A 19646-nucleotide genomic window follows, 5' to 3' on the forward strand; every position below is an offset into this window, starting at 1 on the left:
CTATGTCCGGAAAGCTCGACGGCAAGGTCGCTTTCATCACCGGGGCGGCCCGCGGGCAGGGCCGCGCGCACGCGGTCGCCATGGCCAAGGAGGGCGCCGACATCATCGCGGTCGACATCTGCCGCGACATCCCCACCAACCCCTACCCGCTGGCCACACCCGAAGATCTGGCCGAGACCGAACGCAAGGTCAAGGAACTCGGCCGTCGTGTCGTCGCGCGGGTGGCCGACGTCCGCGAACGCCATGAGCTGCGTGAGGCCATCGAGGCCGGGATCGCTGACCTCGGCAAGGTCGACATTGTGGTCGCCAACGCGGGCATCCTGCCGATGGCGATGGGCAACCCCGACCCGATGGGTTTCGTCGACGCCTCCGATGTCGACCTGCTGGGGGTGATGAACACCGTCGCGGTGGCGATTCCGCACCTGCCCGACGGTGCCTCGATCATCGTCACCGGATCCACGGCCGGCATGATCCGCGGCACCACCACGAGCCCCGACATGGGCCCGGGAGGGGCGGGATACGGCTGGAGCAAGCGGATCGTGATGGAGTACGTCGACGAGATGTGTCTTCACCTGGCGCCGAGGATGATTCGCGTCAACGCGATCCATCCGACCAACTGCAACACCCACCTGCTGCAGAACGAGGGCATGTACGGGGTGTTCCGCCCCGATCTCAAGGCCGCAGGCAAGACGGCCACCCGCGAAGACGCCGAGCCCCTGTTCAATCTGTTCCAGGCCATGCCGATTCCCTACATCGAACCGGAGGACATGGCCCACCTCGGGGTGTTCCTGGCCAGCGACGACAGCAGGTATATCACCGGCCAGCACATCCGCGTCGATGCGGGCTCACTACTCAAGTGGCCCAACGGTCCTCAGTAGACCTCAGCCAGGCCGGTGCAGGAAGCCGTGGAGCAGTGCCTGCACGAGTTCGTCGACGATCGCCTCCCGCGACGGGGGACGATCGTCGAAAAACGTCGACCGCAACGCCACCATGCCGACGATCAGCGCCACTGCGGAATGGGCCCGCAGGTCGGGCTGCGTCGATCGAAATCCGCGCAATTGCATGCCCTCCGTGCTGATTTGGCCGAGCAACCCGAGCGCCCGTCTGATGTCGGCGATGCCGGTATTCTCGGCCTCTTCGTCGCTGAGCCCGTCCGACGCGACGAGGGTCAACAGCAGCCCTTTGTGTTGCAGGAGCACATCGTAGAGTCGTCCGGCGAACTGCCGGGTCAGTTCTTCCTCGTCGGTCTCTTCGGGTACCACGGTCTGCCAGGTCTTACCGAAGTCGTCGACGAAGTCGGTGAAGGGCAGCACCATGGCTTCCCGGAACAGTCCGGCCTTGGAGCCGAAGTGACGAAACAACAGGTATTCACTGACATCGGCAGCTTGGGCGATCTCACGGGTGGTGATGCTGCGATAACCGTGGCGGGAGAACAGCTCACGCGCCGCGTCGAGCAACAGCCTGCGGGCCTCACCACGGGGGCGGCGCGTGCTCGCCTCCGAACGTCCCTGCGGCATCGCCGATCTCCTGACTCTCCACGCCCGGCTGATTCGACTTTCAGCCTAGGTGACCTTGACCAACGACTTGTAATAGTGTCCACTATTAAAAGTCTCGAACTTCATGTCCCCGGGAGGTGACAGTGGGCGCAATCATCATGTTGGGCACCCTGTTCGGCTTGATCGTCCTGATCGTCGGACTGGTGCTGTACTTCGATCCGGAGGCGCGTCGCACACCGCCGGCGTCGCAGCCCGCGGCGGGTTCGGAGGCCGAGGCGTGAACGTTCAGTTCCTGATCAACGCCGGTGTGGCGTTCGCACATATCAGCGGTCTGGGGTTCCTGGCCGTCGGCATCTACCTGAGTGTCCGGCGCGGGCGGCTGCATCCGCTGCTGCTGCTGTGCATCTCGGCGCTGTCGTTCTCCTGGATCGAAGCGCCCTATGACTGGGCGGTGTACGCCCAGTTCCCGCCCGAACTGCCCCGGATGCCGTCGTGGTGGCCGCTGAATATGACCTGGGGCGGGCTGCCCTCGGCGGTACCAGTGGGCTACATGGGTTACTTCGTCCTGCCGGCGATCATCGGTGCCGCACTGGGGCGCCGGGTCAGTGCCAGGTGGAACTGGCGGCGCCCCCAGGTCCTGCTGATGGTGGGGTTCGGGGTCGGCTTCCTGTGGGCCTTGTTCTTCAACGCGATCATCGGTGCGCGGCTCGGCCTGTTCTATTACGGTTACGTGATCGAAGGACTGGCCCTGTCAGAAGGAACCCGACATCAATATCCGATTTACGACTCCGTTGCGATGGGTGTCCAGATGATGGTGTTCACCTATCTGTTGGGCCGCACGGATTCCCAGGGACGCAACGTGATCGAGATGTGGGCCGACAAGGTGTCGGCGACCCGGCTGAAATCCGGATTGCTCTCGGTGCTGGCCGTGGTGGTGGTCGGCCACGCGGTGTACGCGTCGGTCTTCGCCCCGCACCTGGTCACCAAGCTGGGCGGGTGGGTGACCGTCGGACCGACCGAGCAGTTGTTCCCCGGCGTGCCGAACCAACCTCGGTAATGGGGCCGTCTGTCACGCGCGGCGAGTGTCAGACGTGCTGACGGCCGTCGCGGCGTGCCACCCAATGTCACACCAGAGTGACGCTCAGACCCAGAGCCCACTCCAGCGTGACATTGGACGGAGCACTCGAGCGCGACAGCGGAAGGCGAGAAAATCGAACCGATCGGTCGAACGCGTCGGCTCAGTAGTTGTTGCAGCTGTTGGCGATCATGTTGATCGGTCCGAAGTACTGCTGAGCCGCCGGGCTGGCCTGCAACTGGGTCACGGTCTGCTGGCGCTCGGCCGGGCCGGACGCCAGGAAGTTACGCAGCGCGCCCTGGGCGAACGGCGAGGTGTTGAACTGCTGGGCCAGGTCCGGGCGCTGCGCGTTGAGCGCCGCCATCACCTGGTCGTAGGTACAGGTCGTGTTGACGACGGCGCTGAAGTCGGGTTGAGCCGAGGCCACGCCGGTCGACAACGGGAAAGCCAGGGCCAGCGCGGCGAGCGCGCCGACGACATACTTCCGAGACGATGTGATCATGTGTGAAAACCCCCAGGTTGGTCGCCTCAAATGGCGACGCCTTGCACGATTGCCGGACCCGACCTCATTCGAGGTTAACAGGCGGCAGTCGCGCAAGGCGTCCTCGCAAAAACCGTGAGCCGCATCAGTCGATGACGGCGGCCTCCTTGCGCTCGGTGATCGGGCGGGCGAGCTCCTGCTCATTACAGATACGCTGCAACTTCTCCAGGGTCTCATCCAGACCCGGGCCGAGCGGCTTGCTCGGGGTGAAGGTGGCCGGCAGGTTGCGCATGCCCTGGATGACGCCGATGGTGTCGTAGTGCACGGTGCCCTCGGGATCGCACACATAGTCGGGCATCCGGTCCAGCACCGCGGTGAGCATCGACTTGAACACCGTGCGGGCCACGTTGGAGCCCACGCACCGGTGCACACCGATGCCGAAGCTGAAGTGCCGGTTGCCTTTTCGGTCGAGAATGATCTCGTTGGGCTTCTCGAACACCGAGGGGTCACGGTTGGCCATCGCCCACGACAGCCACAGCCGCTCGTATTGCTTGAACTGCTGCCCTTCGACCTCGACGTCGTCGGAGAACGTGCGTCCGTCCCCGGGAGCTGGGGTGAAGAAACGCAGGAACTCCTCGGTGGCCGGGTCGAGCAGCGTGGCGCGCTCGTTGCTCAACCGGGTGCGCTCATCCGGGTGCTGGCCCAGCCACTCCAGGGCATGAGCGGTCAGCGCGGTAGTGGTGTCGAACCCGCCGCCGATCACCAGACCGAGGTTGCCCAGGATCTCCATATCGGGCGCCGGTTCCCCGTCGATTCGCAGCTGCAGCATCGCGTTGACCAGACCGGGCCGCGGGTTCTCCCGGATCTCCATCATGTTGTTGATGATGTCGATGCCCATCTCGCGGTGCTGCTCGTTGATCTTCTCGCGATCGGGGGAGTGTTCCGGGGTGTAGACCGAGGCGTGGGTGGGCTCGCTGTAGACGTTCCACTTCTTGAGCTCGATGCCCATCATCGCCAAGGTGAATACCGCGGGGACGACGTTGGCCAGGTGCTCGACGAAGTCGATGCGGCCCGACTCGATGTGCTCATCGAGTGCGGCGCGGGTGATCTCGTCGACGAACGGCACCCAGCGCTTGATCGCGGCCGGGGACAGATACGGGTTCAGCGCCCCTCGGTAGGCACTGTGCTCGGGCTCGTCCATCTCCAGGATGCCGCCACGGACGACGGTGGCCCGGCTGGCTTTCGGGATCGTGATGCCCTGGTAGGGCGTCTCACCGCTGATGTCGTGGTGGTTGGACACCACGGGGCAGCGGGCCAACTCGAACACGTGCTTGCTGTCGGCGGCCACCCAGTGACCGTCGTAGGTGTCAGTCCAGGCCATCGGGCAGCGGGACTGCATCTCCTCGGTGATCTTCTCGAACTGCAGCCGGTATTCCGGTGTGTGCCGGTCGAAGTGGTAGTTGTTCTTCTTGCGGTCGTCGTCAGTCGTGACATCCTGGATGCTCACGGCGTTGTCTCCCTTGGTAATCGGTCGGTGTCAATCTTCGATGACAATGGCCTGCTCGGGGCACGAGTGCGCGGCCTCGCGGACCGCGTCCTCCTGATCGGCGGGCACCACCTCGGACACCGGTGACGCGTGACCGTCGACGTCGTCGAGCACGAACGAGTCCGGCGCGATCATCGAGCACAGCGTGTGGCCCTGGCACCGGCTGCCATCGACCGAAACCTTCACTACGCCAACTCCTTTCAGTTCAATTGATCCGGCATCACACGTGGTAGTCGTACCACTTGAGGTAGCCGCCGGCATCGACACGCAGCTGCATCCCGGTGACGTACCGGGCCTCGTCGGAGGCCAGCCACAGCACCGCGTTGCTGATGTCCTCGGGTTCGATGAAGTTGACCTTCATCGCCTGTTGGACCCCGAACACCGGCTCTGCGTCGGCGCGGGTGGGGTTCTCCAGATCCGGCCGGAACGAGCGGTACATCGGCTCGCTCTGCAGCATGTTGGTGTTGCAGTTGGTGGGGTGGATGACGTTGGCCCGGATGCCGCGCACCGCCAGCTCGGTGGCCAGGGCGTGGACGTACTCGGAGATCAGACGCTTGGAGATCATGTAGCCCATGCCGCCCGGATCGGCGCCCGGGTTGGGCTTGCTGTGGGCGTCCATCAGTGCCGCGGCCGACGCGGTGGCGATGATCGAGGCGCCCTCGGTGAGGTGGGGCAGCGCCACCTGGATGGCGTTGATGGTGCCGACGAAGTTGGTGTTGATGCCGTCGGTCCAGGCCTGCATGGCGGGCTGGCCCTTCATCGCGGCGATGCCGGCCTGGGCCACGACGATGTCGAGCTTGCCGAATTCGGCGAGACCGGCGTCCAGCGCGGCCCGCAGTTCGGCCTCGTTGCGAACGTCGGCCTGGGCGGTGACGATGCGCCGGCCGGTCTTCTCGACGTAGTTCTTGGTCTCTTCGAGGTCTTCTGCCGTCGCCATCGTGTAGCCGACGGTGTTGTAGTTCTTACAGATGTCGACCGCGATGATGTCGGCGCCCTCTTCGGCCAACCGGATCGCGTGACTGCGGCCCTGACCCCGACCGGCACCGGTGATGAATGCGACTTTCCCGGCAACCCTGCCTTCTACGCTGCTTCCCACAATTGTCCTTTCGCTGATGGATGTGTCGTGCGCAGGTGCGCGTCAGGTGTTACGGCCGCCGTTGACGCCGAGGATCTGACCGGTGATGTAGCCGGCCTCCTCGGAGATGAAGAAGGCGCAGGCCGCGGCGATGTCTTCCGGCTTACCCATGCGGCGCACCGGGGTCTGCTCGATCTGCTTGTCGGTGTCGCCGAGGAAGCCCTTGCCCTCGGCCTTGCGCAACATGGGGGTGTCGATGAAACCCGGTGGTACGGCGTTGACCGTGATGCCGCTGGGGCCGAGCTCCAACGCCAGGCTCTTGGTCAGACCGTTCACCGCGGACTTGGCCGCGACGTACGGCGCCATGAAGGGCTGGCCCGAATGCGTGCTCGACGACGAGATGTTGACGATGCGACCCCAGCCCGCCTCAAGCATGTCGGGCAGTACCGCCTGCACACAGTGGAAGACGCCGTTGAGGTTGACGTCGATGATCTGCTGCCACTTCTCGAATGAGATGTCGCTGAAGCGCTTGAAGCAGTCCAGGCCGGCGGCGTTGACCAACACCGAGATGGGGCCGAGCTGCGCACGAACAGCGTCGAGTGCGGTGTCGACGGCGGCGCGATCCGTCACATCGGCGACATGGGAGAACTCGTCGTCGGTGGCCTGTAGATCGAGCGTCGCTACATGGAGACCGTCAGCGCGCAATCGGGCCGCGATGGCCGCCCCGATGCCTGAACTTCCTCCGGTGACAACGGCATTCTTCATGACAGTTCTCCGGTCGCCGGGCGGTGCCGGACTTTCTCATCGCTCAAGAATCATCCTTCCGATTATGAGAACCGTACTCTCGGAGAGGTGCAGACCGCAAGATCCGGGCGCAACGTGCACACCTGCGGCTCAGGCTCCTGATCTGCACCGAACGGGGCATGACTAGCCAATCTATCTTTCACTTGAGTTCTCATCGAGCGAATGTATGATTCGCCGGTGATGAGAATGCAGTTTCCATCACAGTAGGGAATCGTCTGAGGAGGATGATGCAGGAAGCGCCCACCATCGCCGATGTCCAGCCGGCTGACCGGAAGTTGTTGATCGGCGGAGAGCTGCGCGAGACGCCGCGGACGTTTCCTTCCGTCAACCCGGCGACCGGCGAGGTATTCGGCTACGCGCCCGACGCCACCGTCGCCGACGCCCACGCCGCGATCGCCGCGGCCCGGGAGGCCTTCGACAACACCGACTGGTCCACCAACACCGAGCTGAGAATCCGCTGCCTCGAGCAGTTCCACGCCGCACTGGTCGAGCACCGCGAGGAACTCGCTGCGCTGACCACCACCGAGGTGGGTGCCACCGCGGCGTTGTGCGCCGGTGCACAGCTGGACGGGCCGATCGAGATCGTGCGGTACTACGCCGACCTGCTCAAGACCTACCCGCTGACCGAGGATCTCGGAAACATCGAGAGCCGCGGAATGCAGCACCACCGGTGGGTGGAAAAAGAAGCCGGCGGCGTCGTCGCGGCGATCATCGCCTACAACTATCCAAACCAGCTGGCGCTGGCCAAGCTGGCACCGGCGCTGGCGGCCGGCTGCACCGTCGTGCTCAAGTCCGCACCGGACACCCCGTTGATCACGTTGGCGCTCGGCGAGCTGATCGCCAACCACACGGACATCCCCGCCGGCGTCGTCAACGTGCTCTCGGGCGCGGACCCGGAAGTGGGCGCGGTGCTCACCACGAGCCCCGACGTCGACATGGTCACCTTCACCGGCTCCACCCCGACCGGTCGACGCATCATGGCTGCGGCCAGCGAGACCTTGAAGAAGGTGTTCCTGGAACTCGGCGGCAAGTCGGCCGCGATCGTCCTCGACGATGCCGACTTCAACAGCGCCGCGCTGTTCTCGGCGTTCAGCATGGTCACCCACGCCGGTCAGGGCTGCGCCCTGACCTCGCGCCTGCTGGTGCCGGCCAAACACAAGGACGAGATCGTCGAGTTGATCAAGAACAACTTCGCGATGGTCCGGTATGGCGACCCCACCGATCCCAAGACCTACATGGGTCCGCTCATCAGCGAGAAGCAGCGCGACAAGGTCGATGGGATGGTCAAGCGCGCGGTCGAGGCCGGCGCGACGTTGGTGACCGGCGGCGAGAAGGTCGACCCCGGCTTCTTCTACACGCCCACACTGCTGACCGATGTCGATCCGGACAGCGAGATCGCCCAGGACGAGGTCTTCGGGCCCGTGCTGGCGGTGATCGCCTACGAAGACGACGACGACGCGGTGCGCATCGCGAACAACTCGATTTACGGGTTGTCCGGCGCGGTGTTCGGCAGTGAGGACCGGGCCCTGGCGGTGGCCCGGCGGATCCGGACCGGGACGTTCTCGATCAACGGTGGCAACTACTTCAGCCCGGACAGCCCGTTCGGCGGTTACAAGCAGTCCGGTATCGGTCGCGAGATGGGTGCGGCAGGACTCGAGGAGTTCATGGAAACGAAGACGTTTGCGCGGGTGCTGTCATGAGCGCTAATAACGGTCCGCTCGCGGGTATCCGGGTCCTCGAGGTCGCGATGTACGGCTTCGTCCCCTCGGCCGGTGCCGTACTGGGGGAGTGGGGCGCCGACGTCATCAAGGTCGAGCACGCGGTGACCGGCGATCCGCAGCGCGGGTTACGGCAGACCGGGCCGCTCAAGGTCGAGGGCGACCCGAACCCGAACATCGAGCACGCCAACCGCGGCAAGCGCAGCATCGGGTTGGACATGTCGGTGCCCGAGGGCCGCGAGATCCTGCTGGAACTGGCGAAAAAGGCCGACGTGTTCCTCACCAGCTTCCTGCCGGGGCACCGGCAGAAGTTCGGCATCGACGTCGACGACATCCGCGCGGTCAACCCGAACATCATCTACGCCCGGGGCAGTGCGTTGGGCCCCCGCGGTGAGGAATCGGTCAAGGGCGGCTACGACATGACCGCCTTCTGGTGCCGGGCCGGAACCGCCGCGACGATCACCCCGGCCGGGATGCCGGGAATGATCGCGCCCCCCGGACCGGCCTACGGGGATACGATCTCCGGCACCAACCTGGCCGGAGGTATCGCCGCGGCACTGGTGAAGCGGGAACGCACCGGTGAACCGTCCATCGTCGACGTCTCGCTGCTGGGCAGCGGCCTGTGGTCGATGGGTCACACCGTGGCCCTGACCCAGCACCTCAACCAGCTGATGGTGACGCCGCCGCCCGGTGTGCACGGCTCGCCGATCAATCCGCTCGTCGGGTTGTACGGGACGGCGGACGACCGCTACATCTCGTTCGTGATGATGCAGCCGACCAAGTTCTGGGCCGACGTCTGCCGGCACATGGACCTGGAGCATTACATCGACGATCCGCGATTCGCGACTGCCGAATCATTCGCCGAGCACACGCCCGACGCGGTCGAGATCCTCACCGAGGCGATGAAGAAGCGGACTTTGCCAGAGTGGAGTGAGCGATTCGCCACGCTGGCCGGTCCGTGGGCCCCGGTGCAAGACACGCTGCAGGCCGCGCAGGACGCCCAGATCCGAGCCAACGAATACCTGGTGCAGGCCGGTGAACTCGAGTTGGTGGCCAACCCGGTGCAATTCGACGTCACGGCGCCGAGCACCGGTCCGGCCCCTGGTTTCGCCGAACAAACCGACGACATCCTGGTAGAACTCGGGCTGGACTGGGATCGAATCATCGAACTCAAGACCGCCGGCGCCGTCACCTAGTCCGTCGTCGCCATGTCCGTCGTCGCCTCCACCGGAGACCGCCCGCCGTGGGCTGTGTGCCGCGCAGCCCACGGTCATCCGCTACCGGTGGTCGACGGGCTGCGCCCGAATTGTCAACCAGCTGAGCAAGTTCTGCGGTATTTGCCCTCGCGAGGACTGCCGAGTCCGATAGCATCGGTCAGTCGGGGGGCGGTCGAATGGACAAGTCTGTCCGGCATCACCGGTAGGTCCGGTGATGTGAAGATGTTCCAGAGAAAGCGGGAGGTGCGTCAGATGTCCGAACGTACCCCGTATTTGCCGATCCAGGGCGGCCCCACCGCTTCCCGAGCGGCTTTGTATCTGAAAGTTGTTGCGGCTCAGCATGCCTCGGTTGATATCAGCGGCTTCGCCTTCCCTACCGTCCGGTTGGCACGCGGTGAGTCGGAGGTTGCGGCATGACCCGGCTCGGGCCAGAGGTCAGCACGCATGTAATCGACCCGTTCGAGCACCCGCGCACTGGAGCACCTAACATCGGCGCACCGACTGCGGTGTCCGCAGCCACAAGCCTGGAGGGACCACTCGCCAATGGCAGATAAATGGTCGACCGGAGTATCGCTGGCACGTAACCTGTCGGGTCCGATGCAGGCGGTCGGGGCACTGTTTGCGATGTCGCTGGACGCCATCCGGTTCATCTTCAAGAGACCGTTCCAGGGCCGGGAGTTCTTGGAACAGTGCTGGTTTGTGGCCCGGGTGTCGATGGCGCCGACACTGCTGGTGGCCATCCCGTTCACCGTGCTGGTGAGTTTCACCCTCAACATCCTGCTTCGTGAGCTCGGCGCGGCCGACCTGTCCGGTGCGGGTGCGGCATTCGGCGCCGTGACCCAGCTGGGGCCGATGGTGACCGTGCTGATCGTGGCGGGCGCCGGCGCGACGGCGATGTGCGCGGACCTGGGCTCACGCACCATCCGCGAAGAGATCGACGCCATGGAGGTGCTCGGGATCAACCCGATCCAGCGCCTGGTCACCCCGCGCATCCTGGCCTCCGGTCTGGTGGCGCTGCTGCTCAACAGCCTGGTGGTGATCATCGGCATCCTCGGCGGCTACGTGTTCTCGGTGTTCATCCAGGACGTGAACCCCGGCGCGTTCGCGGCCGGCATCACGCTGCTGACCGGTGTGCCGGAGGTGATCATCTCCTGCGTCAAAGCCGCACTGTTCGGCTTGATCGCCGGCATGGTGGCCTGCTACCGCGGGCTGACGATCGTCGGCGGCGGCGCCAAGGCGGTGGGCAACGCGGTGAACGAGACCGTGGTGTACGCCTTCATGGCGCTGTTCGTGATCAACGTGGTGGTCACCGCCATCGGTATCCGGATGACATCGGGATAGGCGGCGAACATGGGCACAATGACGATCCTGAGGACGAACTATCCGCGGGTGACCCGGCAGTTCAGCAAGCCGGTGTCGACGCTGAGCCGAATCGGCGATCACACGCTCTTCTACCTCAAGGCACTGGCCGGCACCCCGCACGCGGCCATGCACTACCGCAAGGAACTGGTCCGGCTGATCGCCGAGATCTCCATGGGCGCAGGCACATTGGCGATGATCGGTGGGACCGTGGTGATCGTCGGGTTCCTGACCCTGGCCACCGGCGGCGTGCTGGCCATCCAGGGCTATTCGTCACTGGGCAACATCGGCATCGAGGCCCTGACCGGGTTCTTGTCGGCATTCATCAACGTGCGCATCGCCGCGCCGGTGGTGGCCGGTATAGGCCTGGCCGCCACCTTCGGTGCCGGCGTCACCGCCCAGCTCGGCGCCATGCGCATCAACGAGGAGATCGACGCGCTGGAAGCCATGGCCATCCGGCCCGTCGAGTACCTGGTGTCGACCCGCATCGTGGCCGGCATGATCGCCATCACGCCGCTCTACGCGATCGCGGTGATCCTGTCCTTCCTGGCGTCGCAGTTCACGACCGTGGTGTTGCTCGGACAGTCCGGTGGCCTGTACTCGCACTACTTCGATACTTTCCTCAATCCGATCGACCTGCTGTGGTCGTTCCTGCAGGCCGTCCTGATGGCCCTCACCATCCTGCTGATCCACACCTACTTCGGATACTTCGCCTCCGGCGGGCCGTCCGGGGTGGGGGTGGCCGTCGGCAACGCCGTCCGTACCTCGCTGATCGTCGTGGTCTCGGTGACCCTGCTGGTGTCACTGTCGGTCTACGGCTCCAACGGAAACTTCAACCTGTCGGGTTAGGGAGAAGAGTTGACACGAAACGTTGGACCGGGCCCAGCCCACCGGTCCGAAACCACAAGTAGCGCAACGCCGGTGGCCGCCCGCCCGGGGCGCAGCTTCGGTGCGCGCGGGTCGGCCAGACCATTGGCCGGACTGGCCACCGTCGTGATGATCGGCCTGGTCATCGGTCTGGCGATCGCGCTGTTCCGCGGCAGCTTCACCAAGACCGAGCCGATCACGTTGATCTCCGACCGTGCCGGTCTGGTGATGAATCCGGACGCCAAGGTGAAGATGCGCGGTGTGCAGGTCGGCACCGTGAGCTCGATCGAGAACCGGGCCGACGGTAAGGCCGTGTTGCACCTGGCGATGAATCCGTCGCAGCTGCATCTGATTCCCGAAAACGTCCGGGCCGACATCGCCTCGACGACCGTCTTCGGCGCCAAGTACGTACAGCTCGTCGCGCCGGACAACCCGTCGAAAGACACGCTGCGTCCAGGCCAGACCCTGCAGGGCGACCACGTCACCGTCGAGATGAACACGGTGTTCCAGCAACTTACTCAGGTCCTCGACAAGATCGACCCGGCCAAGTTGAACGAAACTCTCGGCGCGCTGTCCTCCGCCTTTTCCGGACGCGGTGAGGCGATGGGGAAGACGGTGAGCGATTTCGACGCGCTCCTGAAGAAGATCGAGCCCAGCCTGCCGAATCTGACCGCTGACATCGAGAGCATGGCCGCGGTGTCGCGGGCCTACGGCGACGCCGCACCGGATCTGCTCAAGACCGTCGACAACACCAACCGGCTCAGCGACAGCATCGTGGCCGAGCAGCAGAATCTCGACACCTTCCTGGTCAGCGCAATCGGCCTGGCCGACACGGGTAATGACGTCATCGGCGGCAACCGTCAGGCCCTGAGTACGACGTTGAATCTGTTGGCGCCGACCACCGATCTGCTCAACGAGTACGCCCCCGGCATCGAGTGTGGTCTCAAGGGCATGCTGTATCTCTACAACCAGCCGCCGCAGCAGGAACCGGGTGTCGTGGTCAACGTGGCCTTCACGCTCGGCATCGAGCGGTACCGCTACCCGCAGAACCTGCCCAAGGTTGCAGCCAAGGGCGGTCCGCACTGCATGGGCCTGCCGTACATCGGATTCGGCAACAAGGCGAAATACCTGGTCACCGACACCAATGCCAACCCGTGGAAATACGGCAACCAGGGCATCCTGCTGAACTCCGACGGACTCAAGCAGATTCTGTTCGGCCCGCTGGACGGTCCGCCACGTAACACCGCACAGATCGGACAACCGGGATGACGCGCGGCAGAACCACATTCATCAAATTCACATCGTTCGCCGTGGTGATGGCCGTGCTGACGGCCTTCCTGTTCATGACGTTCTCGGAGTACCGCGGCGGTTCCTATTCCGGCTACTCGGCCGTGTTCGGCGACGCCTCGCGACTGGAGGCCGGTGACTCGGTGCGCGTCGCCGGCGTCCGGGTGGGCACAGTGAAAAAGGTGTCCCTGCAACCGGACAAGTCGGTCAAGGTCGATTTCGACGCCGACCGCAGTGTTGCGCTGACCACCAGTACGAAAGTTGCCGTCCGGTACCTGAATCTGGTCGGCGACCGGTACCTGGAGCTGATCGACAGCCCCGGCTCGACGAAACTCCTGCCGGCCGGATCACAGATCCCCAAGGACCGCACCGCAAGTGCGCTCGACCTGGACCTGTTGCTCGGCGGTCTGCGTCCGGTGATCCAGGGTCTGAACCCTCAGGACGTCAACGCGTTGACGTCCTCGCTGATCCAGATCTTCCAGGGGCAGGGAGGCACCCTGGATTCGCTGATGAGCAAGACCTCGTCGTTCTCGAACACGTTGGCCAACAACGACCAGGTGATCCAGCAGTTGATCGACAACCTCAACCAGGTGGTCGGGACACTGTCCAAGGACGGCAAGAAGTTCGACGGAACGGTCGACCGTCTCGAGCAGTTGATCAGCGGGCTGTCTCAGGACCGTGACCCCCTGGGTACCGCGGTCACTCAGTTGGACAGCGGAACCGCATCCCTGGCAAGCCTTCTCACCGAGGCGCGGCCCCCGCTCAAGGGCACCGTCGATCAGATGAACCGGTTGGCGCCGCTGCTCGACGACCACCAGATCGTGCTCGATCGGGGACTTCAAAAGGCCCCCGACAACTTCCGCAAGCTGGCTCGGTTGGGCTCCTATGGCAGCTGGATCATGTACTACATCTGCGGACTTGCCATCCGTGTCACCGATCTGCAGGGGCGCACTGCGCACTTCCCGATGATCAAACAAGAAGGCGGGAGGTGCTCGGAGCCCTGATGCTTAGGTACCGCGAATCAAACCTGATCAAGGCCGGTTTCATCGGTGTCGTACTGATGATGCTCATCATCGCTGTCGGCCTGCAGCCCGAGCGGCTGCTGCAATGGGCCTCCTCGGTGCGCCATCAGGCGCTGTTCACCGAGGCCGGCGGTATCGCCGTCGGCAACGACGTGACCTTGTCGGGCATCAAGATCGGTTCGGTCACCGACGTGTCGCTGGAGAACGGCGACGCATTGGTCACCTTCACCACCGAAGGCAAGTACTCGCTGGGATCGCTGACCACCGCGCACATCCGCACCGGTTCCCTGCTGGGCGAGCGCGTGTTGACCCTGGAGTCGGACGGCGGTGGCACGCTGCGTACCACCGACGTGATCCCGACCTCGCGTACCTCCTCGCCGTATTCGCTCACCGACGCCGTCAGCGACCTGACCACCAATTCGGCCGGGACAGACACCGCTTCGTTGAACCAGTCTCTGGACACGTTGTCCGCGACCATCGACCAGGTCGCACCGAAGCTCGGCCCGACGTTCGACGGGCTGAGCCGGCTGTCGAAGTCGATCAACAGCCGCAACGAGAGTCTGGCCGGCCTGCTCAAGAGTGCCAGCGATGTGACCGTGGTGCTGTCCCAGCGCAGCGATCAGCTGAACACGTTGATTCTCAACGCCAATGATCTGCTCGGCGTCCTCAACGACCGGCGCCAGGCCATCGTCGACCTGCTGGCCAACACGGCCGCGGTGTCCCAACAACTCAGCGGCCTCGTCGCCGACAACGAAGCTGAGCTGGCGCCGACGCTCAAGCGGCTCAACTCGGTGACCGCGATGCTGGAACGCAACCGCGACAACATCAACAAGGCGCTGCCGAACCTGAACAAGTTCCAGCTGTCCCAGGCCGAGACCCTGGCGAACGGGGCGTACTACAACGCCTATGTTCCCAACCTGCAGCCGGCCCAGTTGTTGCAGCCGTTCTTCGACTACGCGTTCGGGTTCCGCCGCGGGACGAACGCCGGTCAGCCGGCGGACAACGCCGGCCCGCGCGCCGAATTGCCGCTGCCCTACAACGGAATTCCGGGAGGTTCGCGCTGATGAACCGCAGTCGTCTCGGAAAATGGCTGGCGCTCGCGCTGGTGGCCCTGCTGGTGGTGGGTGTCGCCGTGGTGTTGCGCCAGACATTCTTCGGCCAGAAGACCATCTCCGCGTTGTTCACCTCGGCCACCGGCGTCTACCCGGGTGACGACGTCCGTGTGTCCGGCGTCAAGGTCGGCACGATCGAGTCGATCAAGCCGGAGGGCACGCAAACCCGCGTGACCCTCAAGGTCGATCACGACGTGCCGATCCCGGCGGATGCGAAAGCGGTGATCGTGGCGCAGAACCTGGTTGCCGCGCGTTATGTTCAGCTCGCGCCGGCCTACCGGTCGAGTGGTCCCACGCTGCCCGACAACGCGGTGATCGGTTTGGACCATACCGCCGTTCCGGTGGAGTGGGACCAAGTCAAAGAACAGCTGATGCGGCTGTCCACCGATCTCGGGCCGCAGAGTGGCGTCGACGGCACGTCAGTTTCGCGGTTTATCAACAGCACCGCTGACGCGATGGCCGGTAACGGCGACAAACTGCGCCAGACGATTTCGCAACTCTCCGGCGTCGCCCGCATCCTCGCCGAGGGCAGCGGCAACATCGTCGACATCATCAAGAACCTGCAGACGTTCGTCACCGCATTGCGGGACAGCAACGAGCAGGTGGTGCAGTTCCAGAACCGGCTGGCGACGCTGACCAGCGTGGTCGACGGCAGCCGGTCCGACCTCGACGCGGCGTTGACGAACTTGTCGGTGGCCGTGGTCGAGGTGCAGCGGTTCGTCGCGGGCAGCCGTGATCAGACCTCCGAGCAGGTACAGCGGCTCGCTAACGTCACCCAGATCCTGGTGGACAACAAGTTGAACATCGAGAACCTGCTTCACGTCGCGCCCAACGCGTTCATGAACGGCTACAACATCTACAACCCGGATACCGGTAGCCCGGTAGGCCAGTTCGTGATGAACAACTTCTCCAACCCCGTCGAGTTCATCTGTGGCGCAATCGGAGCCGTGGAGAACACCACCGCTCCCGAGACCGCGAAGCTGTGCTCGCAGTATCTCGGCCCGGCGCTGCGGCTGATCAACTTCAACTACCTGCCATTCCCGATCTCGCCGTACCTGATGCCCTCGGCCAGCCCTGAGATGATCGAATACTCCGAACCGGGATTGGCCCCCGGCGGCGATGGCGGCTCTCCGCTGCCGCCGGAGGTCCCGCCGGCGATCTCGGCCTACAACCCCGGCCCGCCTCCGCCTCCGCCATTCACCGGTCGCGATCCCGGAGTGCCGCCACCAGGGGCCCAGCAGCTTCTGCCCGGGGGTGAGTACTACCCGCCCAACATGCCGAACACTGTGTCCGACATGCTCAACCCGGCCGGGGGGCAGGCAGGTCCACCACCCGGCCCCGCGCCGGGACCGTTGGCGGCCGAAGCACCCGAGGCGCCCGCGGCTGGAGCCCCTGCGTCAGAAAGCCCGCTACCCGCAGAAGGGACGCCACCAGCATGACCAGGGGAAAGCCAGTGCGGTTGGCGATCGCCATCGGGTCCTGTGTTGCGCTGACCACCAGTGGTTGCGCGTTCCAGGGCGTCAACTCGCTGCCCCTTCCGGGGGCGGTGGGCCGCGGTGCCGACGCCAGCGTCTACCACGTCGAGATCGCGAATGTGGCTACACTGGAGCCAAATTCGCCGGTGATGATGAACGACGTCGTCGTCGGTAGTGTGCGCAGCCTGTCGGTGAAGAACTGGCACGCCGACGTCGAGTTCTCGGTGAAGCCGGGGGTTGCGGTGCCGGCCAACGTGGTGGCCAGCGTTGGGCAGACCAGCCTCCTGGGGTCGATGCATCTGGCGCTCAATCCGCCAGCGGGGCAGGCGCCGGCCGGAAAGCTGGCTCCTGGCACGACAATTCAGCTGAACAGCTCGTCGACGTATCCGACGACAGAGCAGACACTGTCCTCCCTGGCCGCCGTGGTGAACGGTGGCGGTCTGGGGCAGATGGGCGACATCATCCACAACTTCAGCGCCGCGATCAACGGTCGGGAAACCGATTTCCGTGACCTGCTCACCCGGCTGGATACGTTCGTCGGGGCTCTGGATGCCCAGCGCGACAACATCGTTGCCTCCATCGAGGGTTTGAACCGCCTGGCGTCGACCTTCGCCGGTCAGCGCGATGTGATCACCCGTGCGCTGGAGAAGATTCCGCCGGCGCTCGACGTGTTGATCAAGGAGCGGCCGAGATTCACCACCGCGCTGCAGAAGCTGGGTACCTTCAGCGCGACCGCCAACCAGTTCGTCAACGAGTCGCAGGCCGACCTGGTCCGAAACCTGAAAAACCTGGAGCCCGCACTCAAGGCTTTGGCCAACGTCGGTCCGGATCTGACCAAGGTGCTCGAATTCGCCCCGCATTTCCCGTTCACCCAGAGCTTCATGGACCGGGCCATTCGCGGTGATTACTACAATCTCTACGCGTACTTCGACATGACCATCCCGCACCTCAAGCGCAGCCTGATGTTGGGAACCCGGTGGGAACAGGGAGATGCGCAGAACGTTCCGGTGCCGGGGGATCCCAATTACCTGAACTACACCTATGACCCGCTGAAGACCGGGGTCAACCCGCCGCCGCCGGATGAAATCCCACCGGCTCCGGATGCGCCGCCACCCCCGCCGAATATGCCGGCGCCCACGTACTCCGGTCCCGTGCTTCCGGTGGTCCCACCGGCTCCGATGACCATGCCCGGAGGCGTGCCCCAGCCGGTGTCCCCGGCCGCCGGGTCGACGTCGGTCTTCGCTGGACCCTTTCCCCCACAGGGAGGCCCGGCTCCGACCGATCAGCCGGCGCCGCCTGCTCCGCCGACGATAGAAGGTGGCCGGTAATGCTCACACGGTTCATCCGGACTCAGCTGATTCTCTTCACAGTCGCGTCTGTGGTCGGTGTCGCCGTCATGCTGTTCGCCTATATGCAGGTGCCGACGCTTCTCGGCATCGGTCGGATCACGGTGAAGCTGGAGTTGCCGGCCACCGGAGGCCTGTACCGGTTCGGCAACGTCACGTACCGCGGCTCCCAGATCGGCAAGGTCACGTCGGTCGACCTGACCGACAACGGTGCTGAGGCGACCCTGTCGCTGGACCGCTCTCCGAAGGTGCCCGCCGATCTGGCAGCCGAGGTCCGCAGTATGTCAGCGGTGGGTGAGCAGTACGTCGAGCTGCTTCCCAACACCAACTCGGGTCCCTATCTGGACAACGGGTCGGTGATCCCGGTGTCGCGCACCAAGATTCCGCAAGCGGTAGGTCCGATGTTGGATCAGCTGAGTGCCCTGGTGGACACCATCCCGAAGGACAAGCTGAGCCAACTACTGGACGAGTCGTACAACGCCTTCAACGGCACCGGCTACGATTTCGGCTCTCTCTTGGACTCGGCCTCGACGATCACCCGTGATGCCAACGCGGTATCGGATCAGACGCGAGCCCTGATCGACGACGGGCGCCCGTTCCTGGATGCGCAAGCCCAGACCACCGATTCGATCAGGACCTGGGCTGCCAGCCTGGCCGGCATCACCGGACAGGTCGCCGACAACGATCCGGAGATCCGCTCGCTGCTGCAAAACGGACCCGGCTTCGCACAGGAAACGACCAAGCTGCTGGACCAGATCAAGCCGACCTTGCCGATCTTGCTGGCGAATCTGACCACGTTCGGCCAGATCGCGGTCACCTATAACCCGTCCATCGAGCAGCTGCTGGTGTTGCTGCCTCCCTATGTCGCTCAGCTGCAGACCTACGCGCCGACCAACAACACCAGCGGTCTGCCGATGGCCGACTTCTCCCTGGGGCTCGGTGATCCGCCGACGTGCACGGTCGGATTCCTGCCCCCGTCGGCCTGGCGCTCTCCGGCTGACACCACGGTGATCGACACGCCGGACGACATCTACTGCAAGTTGCCGCAGGATTCGCCGATCGGTGTGCGCGGTGCCCGCAACTATCCGTGCATGGGGCATCCGGGCAAGCGAGCTCCGACGGTCCAATTGTGCAACGACCCCAGGGGATTCCAGCCGATCGCGCAGCGGCAGCATGCGCTCGGCCCGTACCCGATCGACCCCAACCTGGTCGCGCAGGGTGTGCCCCTGGACAGCCGGGTTCTGCCGGACGAGCACATCTACGGTCCGCTCGGCGGTACCCCGCTGCCGCCGGGAGTGGCCGCGCCTCCGCCGGGGGCTGCACCGGAACCTCAGCCGGCGCCGAGCTTCGCGGGTACGGGTCCGGGTCCGCTGCTGCCGGGTCAACCGATGTACGTGGAGCCGCCGGTGCCTGGTGTGCCACCACCCCCGCCCGGTGATCCGGCAGCGGTACCCGTCCCTGCGGCGGACAACCCGCAGGCCACGGAGGTTCCGCCGGTTCCGCACGGACAGGGCGTGTTCCCGGATGCTCCGGAGGTTCCTGCGCCGGGCGTGGCACCCAGCGCGTTCGATGGCAAGGCAGCGCACGGGCCATCGGTGGCGATCGCGAAGTACAACCCCCGCACCGGGGAGTACATGGGCAGCGACGGCAATCTGTACAAGCAGACCGATTTGGTGTCGACGCCCAAGACGTGGCAGGACCTGATGCCGACGTAATGGGACAGGCATGAAGAACTGGCCCCGGGCATTTGCCCGGGGCCAGTTCTT

At 64.9% G+C, this 19646-nt stretch carries 20 protein-coding genes; 14 read left to right on the top strand and 6 right to left on the bottom strand.

Annotation, left to right across the window (positions count from 1 at the left end):
• Positions 1–2: 2 nt before the first annotated feature.
• On the top strand, positions 3–878 hold the full coding sequence (locus A5733_RS01430; RefSeq protein WP_076238790.1) for a mycofactocin-coupled SDR family oxidoreductase: 876 nt from the start codon (positions 3–5) through the stop codon (positions 876–878).
• 3 nt (positions 879–881) lie between these two features.
• Here A5733_RS01430 and A5733_RS01435 read toward each other — a convergent pair whose 3' ends face one another.
• Positions 882–1517: a TetR/AcrR family transcriptional regulator gene (locus A5733_RS01435; RefSeq protein WP_076238791.1), complete on the bottom strand. Its 636-nt coding sequence runs from the start codon at positions 1515–1517 to the stop codon at positions 882–884.
• A 122-nt stretch (positions 1518–1639) separates the two neighbouring features.
• Here A5733_RS01435 and A5733_RS27630 point away from each other — a divergent pair, with 122 nt between their 5' ends.
• Together A5733_RS27630 and A5733_RS01440 are read left to right on the top strand one after the other, a co-directional pair.
• On the top strand, positions 1640–1777 hold the full coding sequence (locus A5733_RS27630) for a hypothetical protein (RefSeq protein ID WP_198938710.1): 138 nt from the start codon (positions 1640–1642) through the stop codon (positions 1775–1777).
• Positions 1774–2553, top strand: a complete 780-nt coding sequence (locus A5733_RS01440) for a spirocyclase AveC family protein (RefSeq protein ID WP_076238792.1) — start codon at positions 1774–1776, stop codon at positions 2551–2553. The genes A5733_RS27630 and A5733_RS01440 overlap by 4 nt, the downstream gene beginning before the upstream one ends.
• Before the next feature lie 181 nt (positions 2554–2734).
• On the opposite strand, the gene A5733_RS01445 is transcribed toward A5733_RS01440, so the two are convergent.
• From A5733_RS01445 to A5733_RS01465, 5 genes are all read right to left on the bottom strand, one after another.
• On the bottom strand, positions 2735–3073 hold the full coding sequence (locus tag A5733_RS01445) for a hemophore-related protein (protein WP_076238793.1): 339 nt from the start codon (positions 3071–3073) through the stop codon (positions 2735–2737).
• A 124-nt stretch (positions 3074–3197) separates the two neighbouring features.
• Positions 3198–4559: a cytochrome P450 gene (locus A5733_RS01450; RefSeq protein ID WP_076238794.1), complete on the bottom strand. Its 1362-nt coding sequence runs from the start codon at positions 4557–4559 to the stop codon at positions 3198–3200.
• 30 nt (positions 4560–4589) lie between these two features.
• A complete protein-coding gene (locus A5733_RS01455) occupies positions 4590–4784 on the bottom strand; it encodes a ferredoxin (RefSeq protein WP_067764761.1) in 195 nt (64 codons plus the stop codon).
• A 34-nt stretch (positions 4785–4818) separates the two neighbouring features.
• Entirely contained in the window at positions 4819–5694 is an 876-nt protein-coding gene (locus A5733_RS01460; protein ID WP_076238795.1) for a mycofactocin-coupled SDR family oxidoreductase, read from the bottom strand.
• 42 nt (positions 5695–5736) lie between these two features.
• On the bottom strand, positions 5737–6438 hold the full coding sequence (locus A5733_RS01465; RefSeq protein WP_076238796.1) for an SDR family NAD(P)-dependent oxidoreductase: 702 nt from the start codon (positions 6436–6438) through the stop codon (positions 5737–5739).
• Between the two features lie 266 nt (positions 6439–6704).
• Between A5733_RS01465 and A5733_RS01470 the strand changes: the two genes are divergently transcribed.
• The 11 genes from A5733_RS01470 (at position 6705) to A5733_RS01520 (ending at position 19595) form a co-directional block, all read left to right on the top strand.
• On the top strand, positions 6705–8177 hold the full coding sequence (locus tag A5733_RS01470) for an aldehyde dehydrogenase family protein (RefSeq protein WP_076238833.1): 1473 nt from the start codon (positions 6705–6707) through the stop codon (positions 8175–8177).
• Positions 8174–9391, top strand: a complete 1218-nt coding sequence (locus tag A5733_RS01475) for a CaiB/BaiF CoA-transferase family protein (RefSeq protein ID WP_076238797.1) — start codon at positions 8174–8176, stop codon at positions 9389–9391. Before A5733_RS01470 ends, A5733_RS01475 begins: the two co-directional genes overlap by 4 nt.
• Before the next feature lie 273 nt (positions 9392–9664).
• Positions 9665–9829: a hypothetical protein gene (locus A5733_RS27800; RefSeq protein ID WP_233152589.1), complete on the top strand. Its 165-nt coding sequence runs from the start codon at positions 9665–9667 to the stop codon at positions 9827–9829.
• A 126-nt stretch (positions 9830–9955) separates the two neighbouring features.
• Positions 9956–10753: an ABC transporter permease gene (locus A5733_RS01485; protein WP_076238799.1), complete on the top strand. Its 798-nt coding sequence runs from the start codon at positions 9956–9958 to the stop codon at positions 10751–10753.
• A 9-nt stretch (positions 10754–10762) separates the two neighbouring features.
• Positions 10763–11620, top strand: a complete 858-nt coding sequence (locus A5733_RS01490) for an ABC transporter permease (protein WP_076238800.1) — start codon at positions 10763–10765, stop codon at positions 11618–11620.
• Positions 11621–11629: 9 nt separating this feature from the next.
• Positions 11630–12907 (top strand): MCE family protein, encoded by a 1278-nt coding sequence (locus A5733_RS01495; RefSeq protein WP_076238801.1) that lies wholly within the window; start codon positions 11630–11632, stop codon positions 12905–12907.
• A complete protein-coding gene (locus A5733_RS01500) occupies positions 12904–13929 on the top strand; it encodes an MCE family protein (RefSeq protein ID WP_076238802.1) in 1026 nt (341 codons plus the stop codon). The genes A5733_RS01495 and A5733_RS01500 overlap by 4 nt, the downstream gene beginning before the upstream one ends.
• Entirely contained in the window at positions 13929–15011 is a 1083-nt protein-coding gene (locus tag A5733_RS01505) for an MCE family protein (protein WP_076238834.1), read from the top strand. Before A5733_RS01500 ends, A5733_RS01505 begins: the two co-directional genes overlap by 1 nt.
• Positions 15011–16498, top strand: a complete 1488-nt coding sequence (locus tag A5733_RS01510) for an MCE family protein (RefSeq protein WP_076238803.1) — start codon at positions 15011–15013, stop codon at positions 16496–16498. The genes A5733_RS01505 and A5733_RS01510 overlap by 1 nt, the downstream gene beginning before the upstream one ends.
• A complete protein-coding gene (locus tag A5733_RS01515; RefSeq protein WP_076238804.1) occupies positions 16495–17862 on the top strand; it encodes an MCE family protein in 1368 nt (455 codons plus the stop codon). The genes A5733_RS01510 and A5733_RS01515 overlap by 4 nt, the downstream gene beginning before the upstream one ends.
• Complete coding sequence (locus tag A5733_RS01520; protein ID WP_076238805.1) at positions 17862–19595, top strand: MCE family protein; 1734 nt, start codon at positions 17862–17864, stop codon at positions 19593–19595. Before A5733_RS01515 ends, A5733_RS01520 begins: the two co-directional genes overlap by 1 nt.
• Positions 19596–19646: the final 51 nt, after the last annotated feature.

Origin of the sequence: Mycobacterium sp. NS-7484 (genome assembly GCF_001953975.1) — a bacterium.
Lineage (GTDB): Bacteria > Actinomycetota > Actinomycetes > Mycobacteriales > Mycobacteriaceae > Mycobacterium.

Bases quoted from the DNA above. Each gene is read 5' to 3' on its own strand.
- A5733_RS01510 (WP_076238803.1), top strand. From the start codon at position 15,011: ATGAACCGCAGTCGTCTCGGAAAATGGCTGGCGCTCGCGCTGGTGGCC.
- A5733_RS01475 (WP_076238797.1), top strand. From the start codon at position 8,174: ATGAGCGCTAATAACGGTCCGCTCGCGGGTATCCGGGTCCTCGAGGTC.
- A5733_RS01465 (WP_076238796.1), bottom strand. From the start codon at position 6,438: ATGAAGAATGCCGTTGTCACCGGAGGAAGTTCAGGCATCGGGGCGGCC.
- A5733_RS01500 (WP_076238802.1), top strand. From the start codon at position 12,904: ATGACGCGCGGCAGAACCACATTCATCAAATTCACATCGTTCGCCGTG.
- A5733_RS01505 (WP_076238834.1), top strand. From the start codon at position 13,929: ATGCTTAGGTACCGCGAATCAAACCTGATCAAGGCCGGTTTCATCGGT.
- A5733_RS01485 (WP_076238799.1), top strand. From the start codon at position 9,956: ATGGCAGATAAATGGTCGACCGGAGTATCGCTGGCACGTAACCTGTCG.
- A5733_RS01445 (WP_076238793.1), bottom strand. From the start codon at position 3,073: ATGATCACATCGTCTCGGAAGTATGTCGTCGGCGCGCTCGCCGCGCTG.
- A5733_RS01490 (WP_076238800.1), top strand. From the start codon at position 10,763: ATGGGCACAATGACGATCCTGAGGACGAACTATCCGCGGGTGACCCGG.
- A5733_RS01515 (WP_076238804.1), top strand. From the start codon at position 16,495: ATGACCAGGGGAAAGCCAGTGCGGTTGGCGATCGCCATCGGGTCCTGT.
- A5733_RS01520 (WP_076238805.1), top strand. From the start codon at position 17,862: ATGCTCACACGGTTCATCCGGACTCAGCTGATTCTCTTCACAGTCGCG.
- A5733_RS01430 (WP_076238790.1), top strand. From the start codon at position 3: ATGTCCGGAAAGCTCGACGGCAAGGTCGCTTTCATCACCGGGGCGGCC.
- A5733_RS01470 (WP_076238833.1), top strand. From the start codon at position 6,705: ATGCAGGAAGCGCCCACCATCGCCGATGTCCAGCCGGCTGACCGGAAG.
- A5733_RS01435 (WP_076238791.1), bottom strand. From the start codon at position 1,517: ATGCCGCAGGGACGTTCGGAGGCGAGCACGCGCCGCCCCCGTGGTGAG.
- A5733_RS27800 (WP_233152589.1), top strand. From the start codon at position 9,665: ATGTCCGAACGTACCCCGTATTTGCCGATCCAGGGCGGCCCCACCGCT.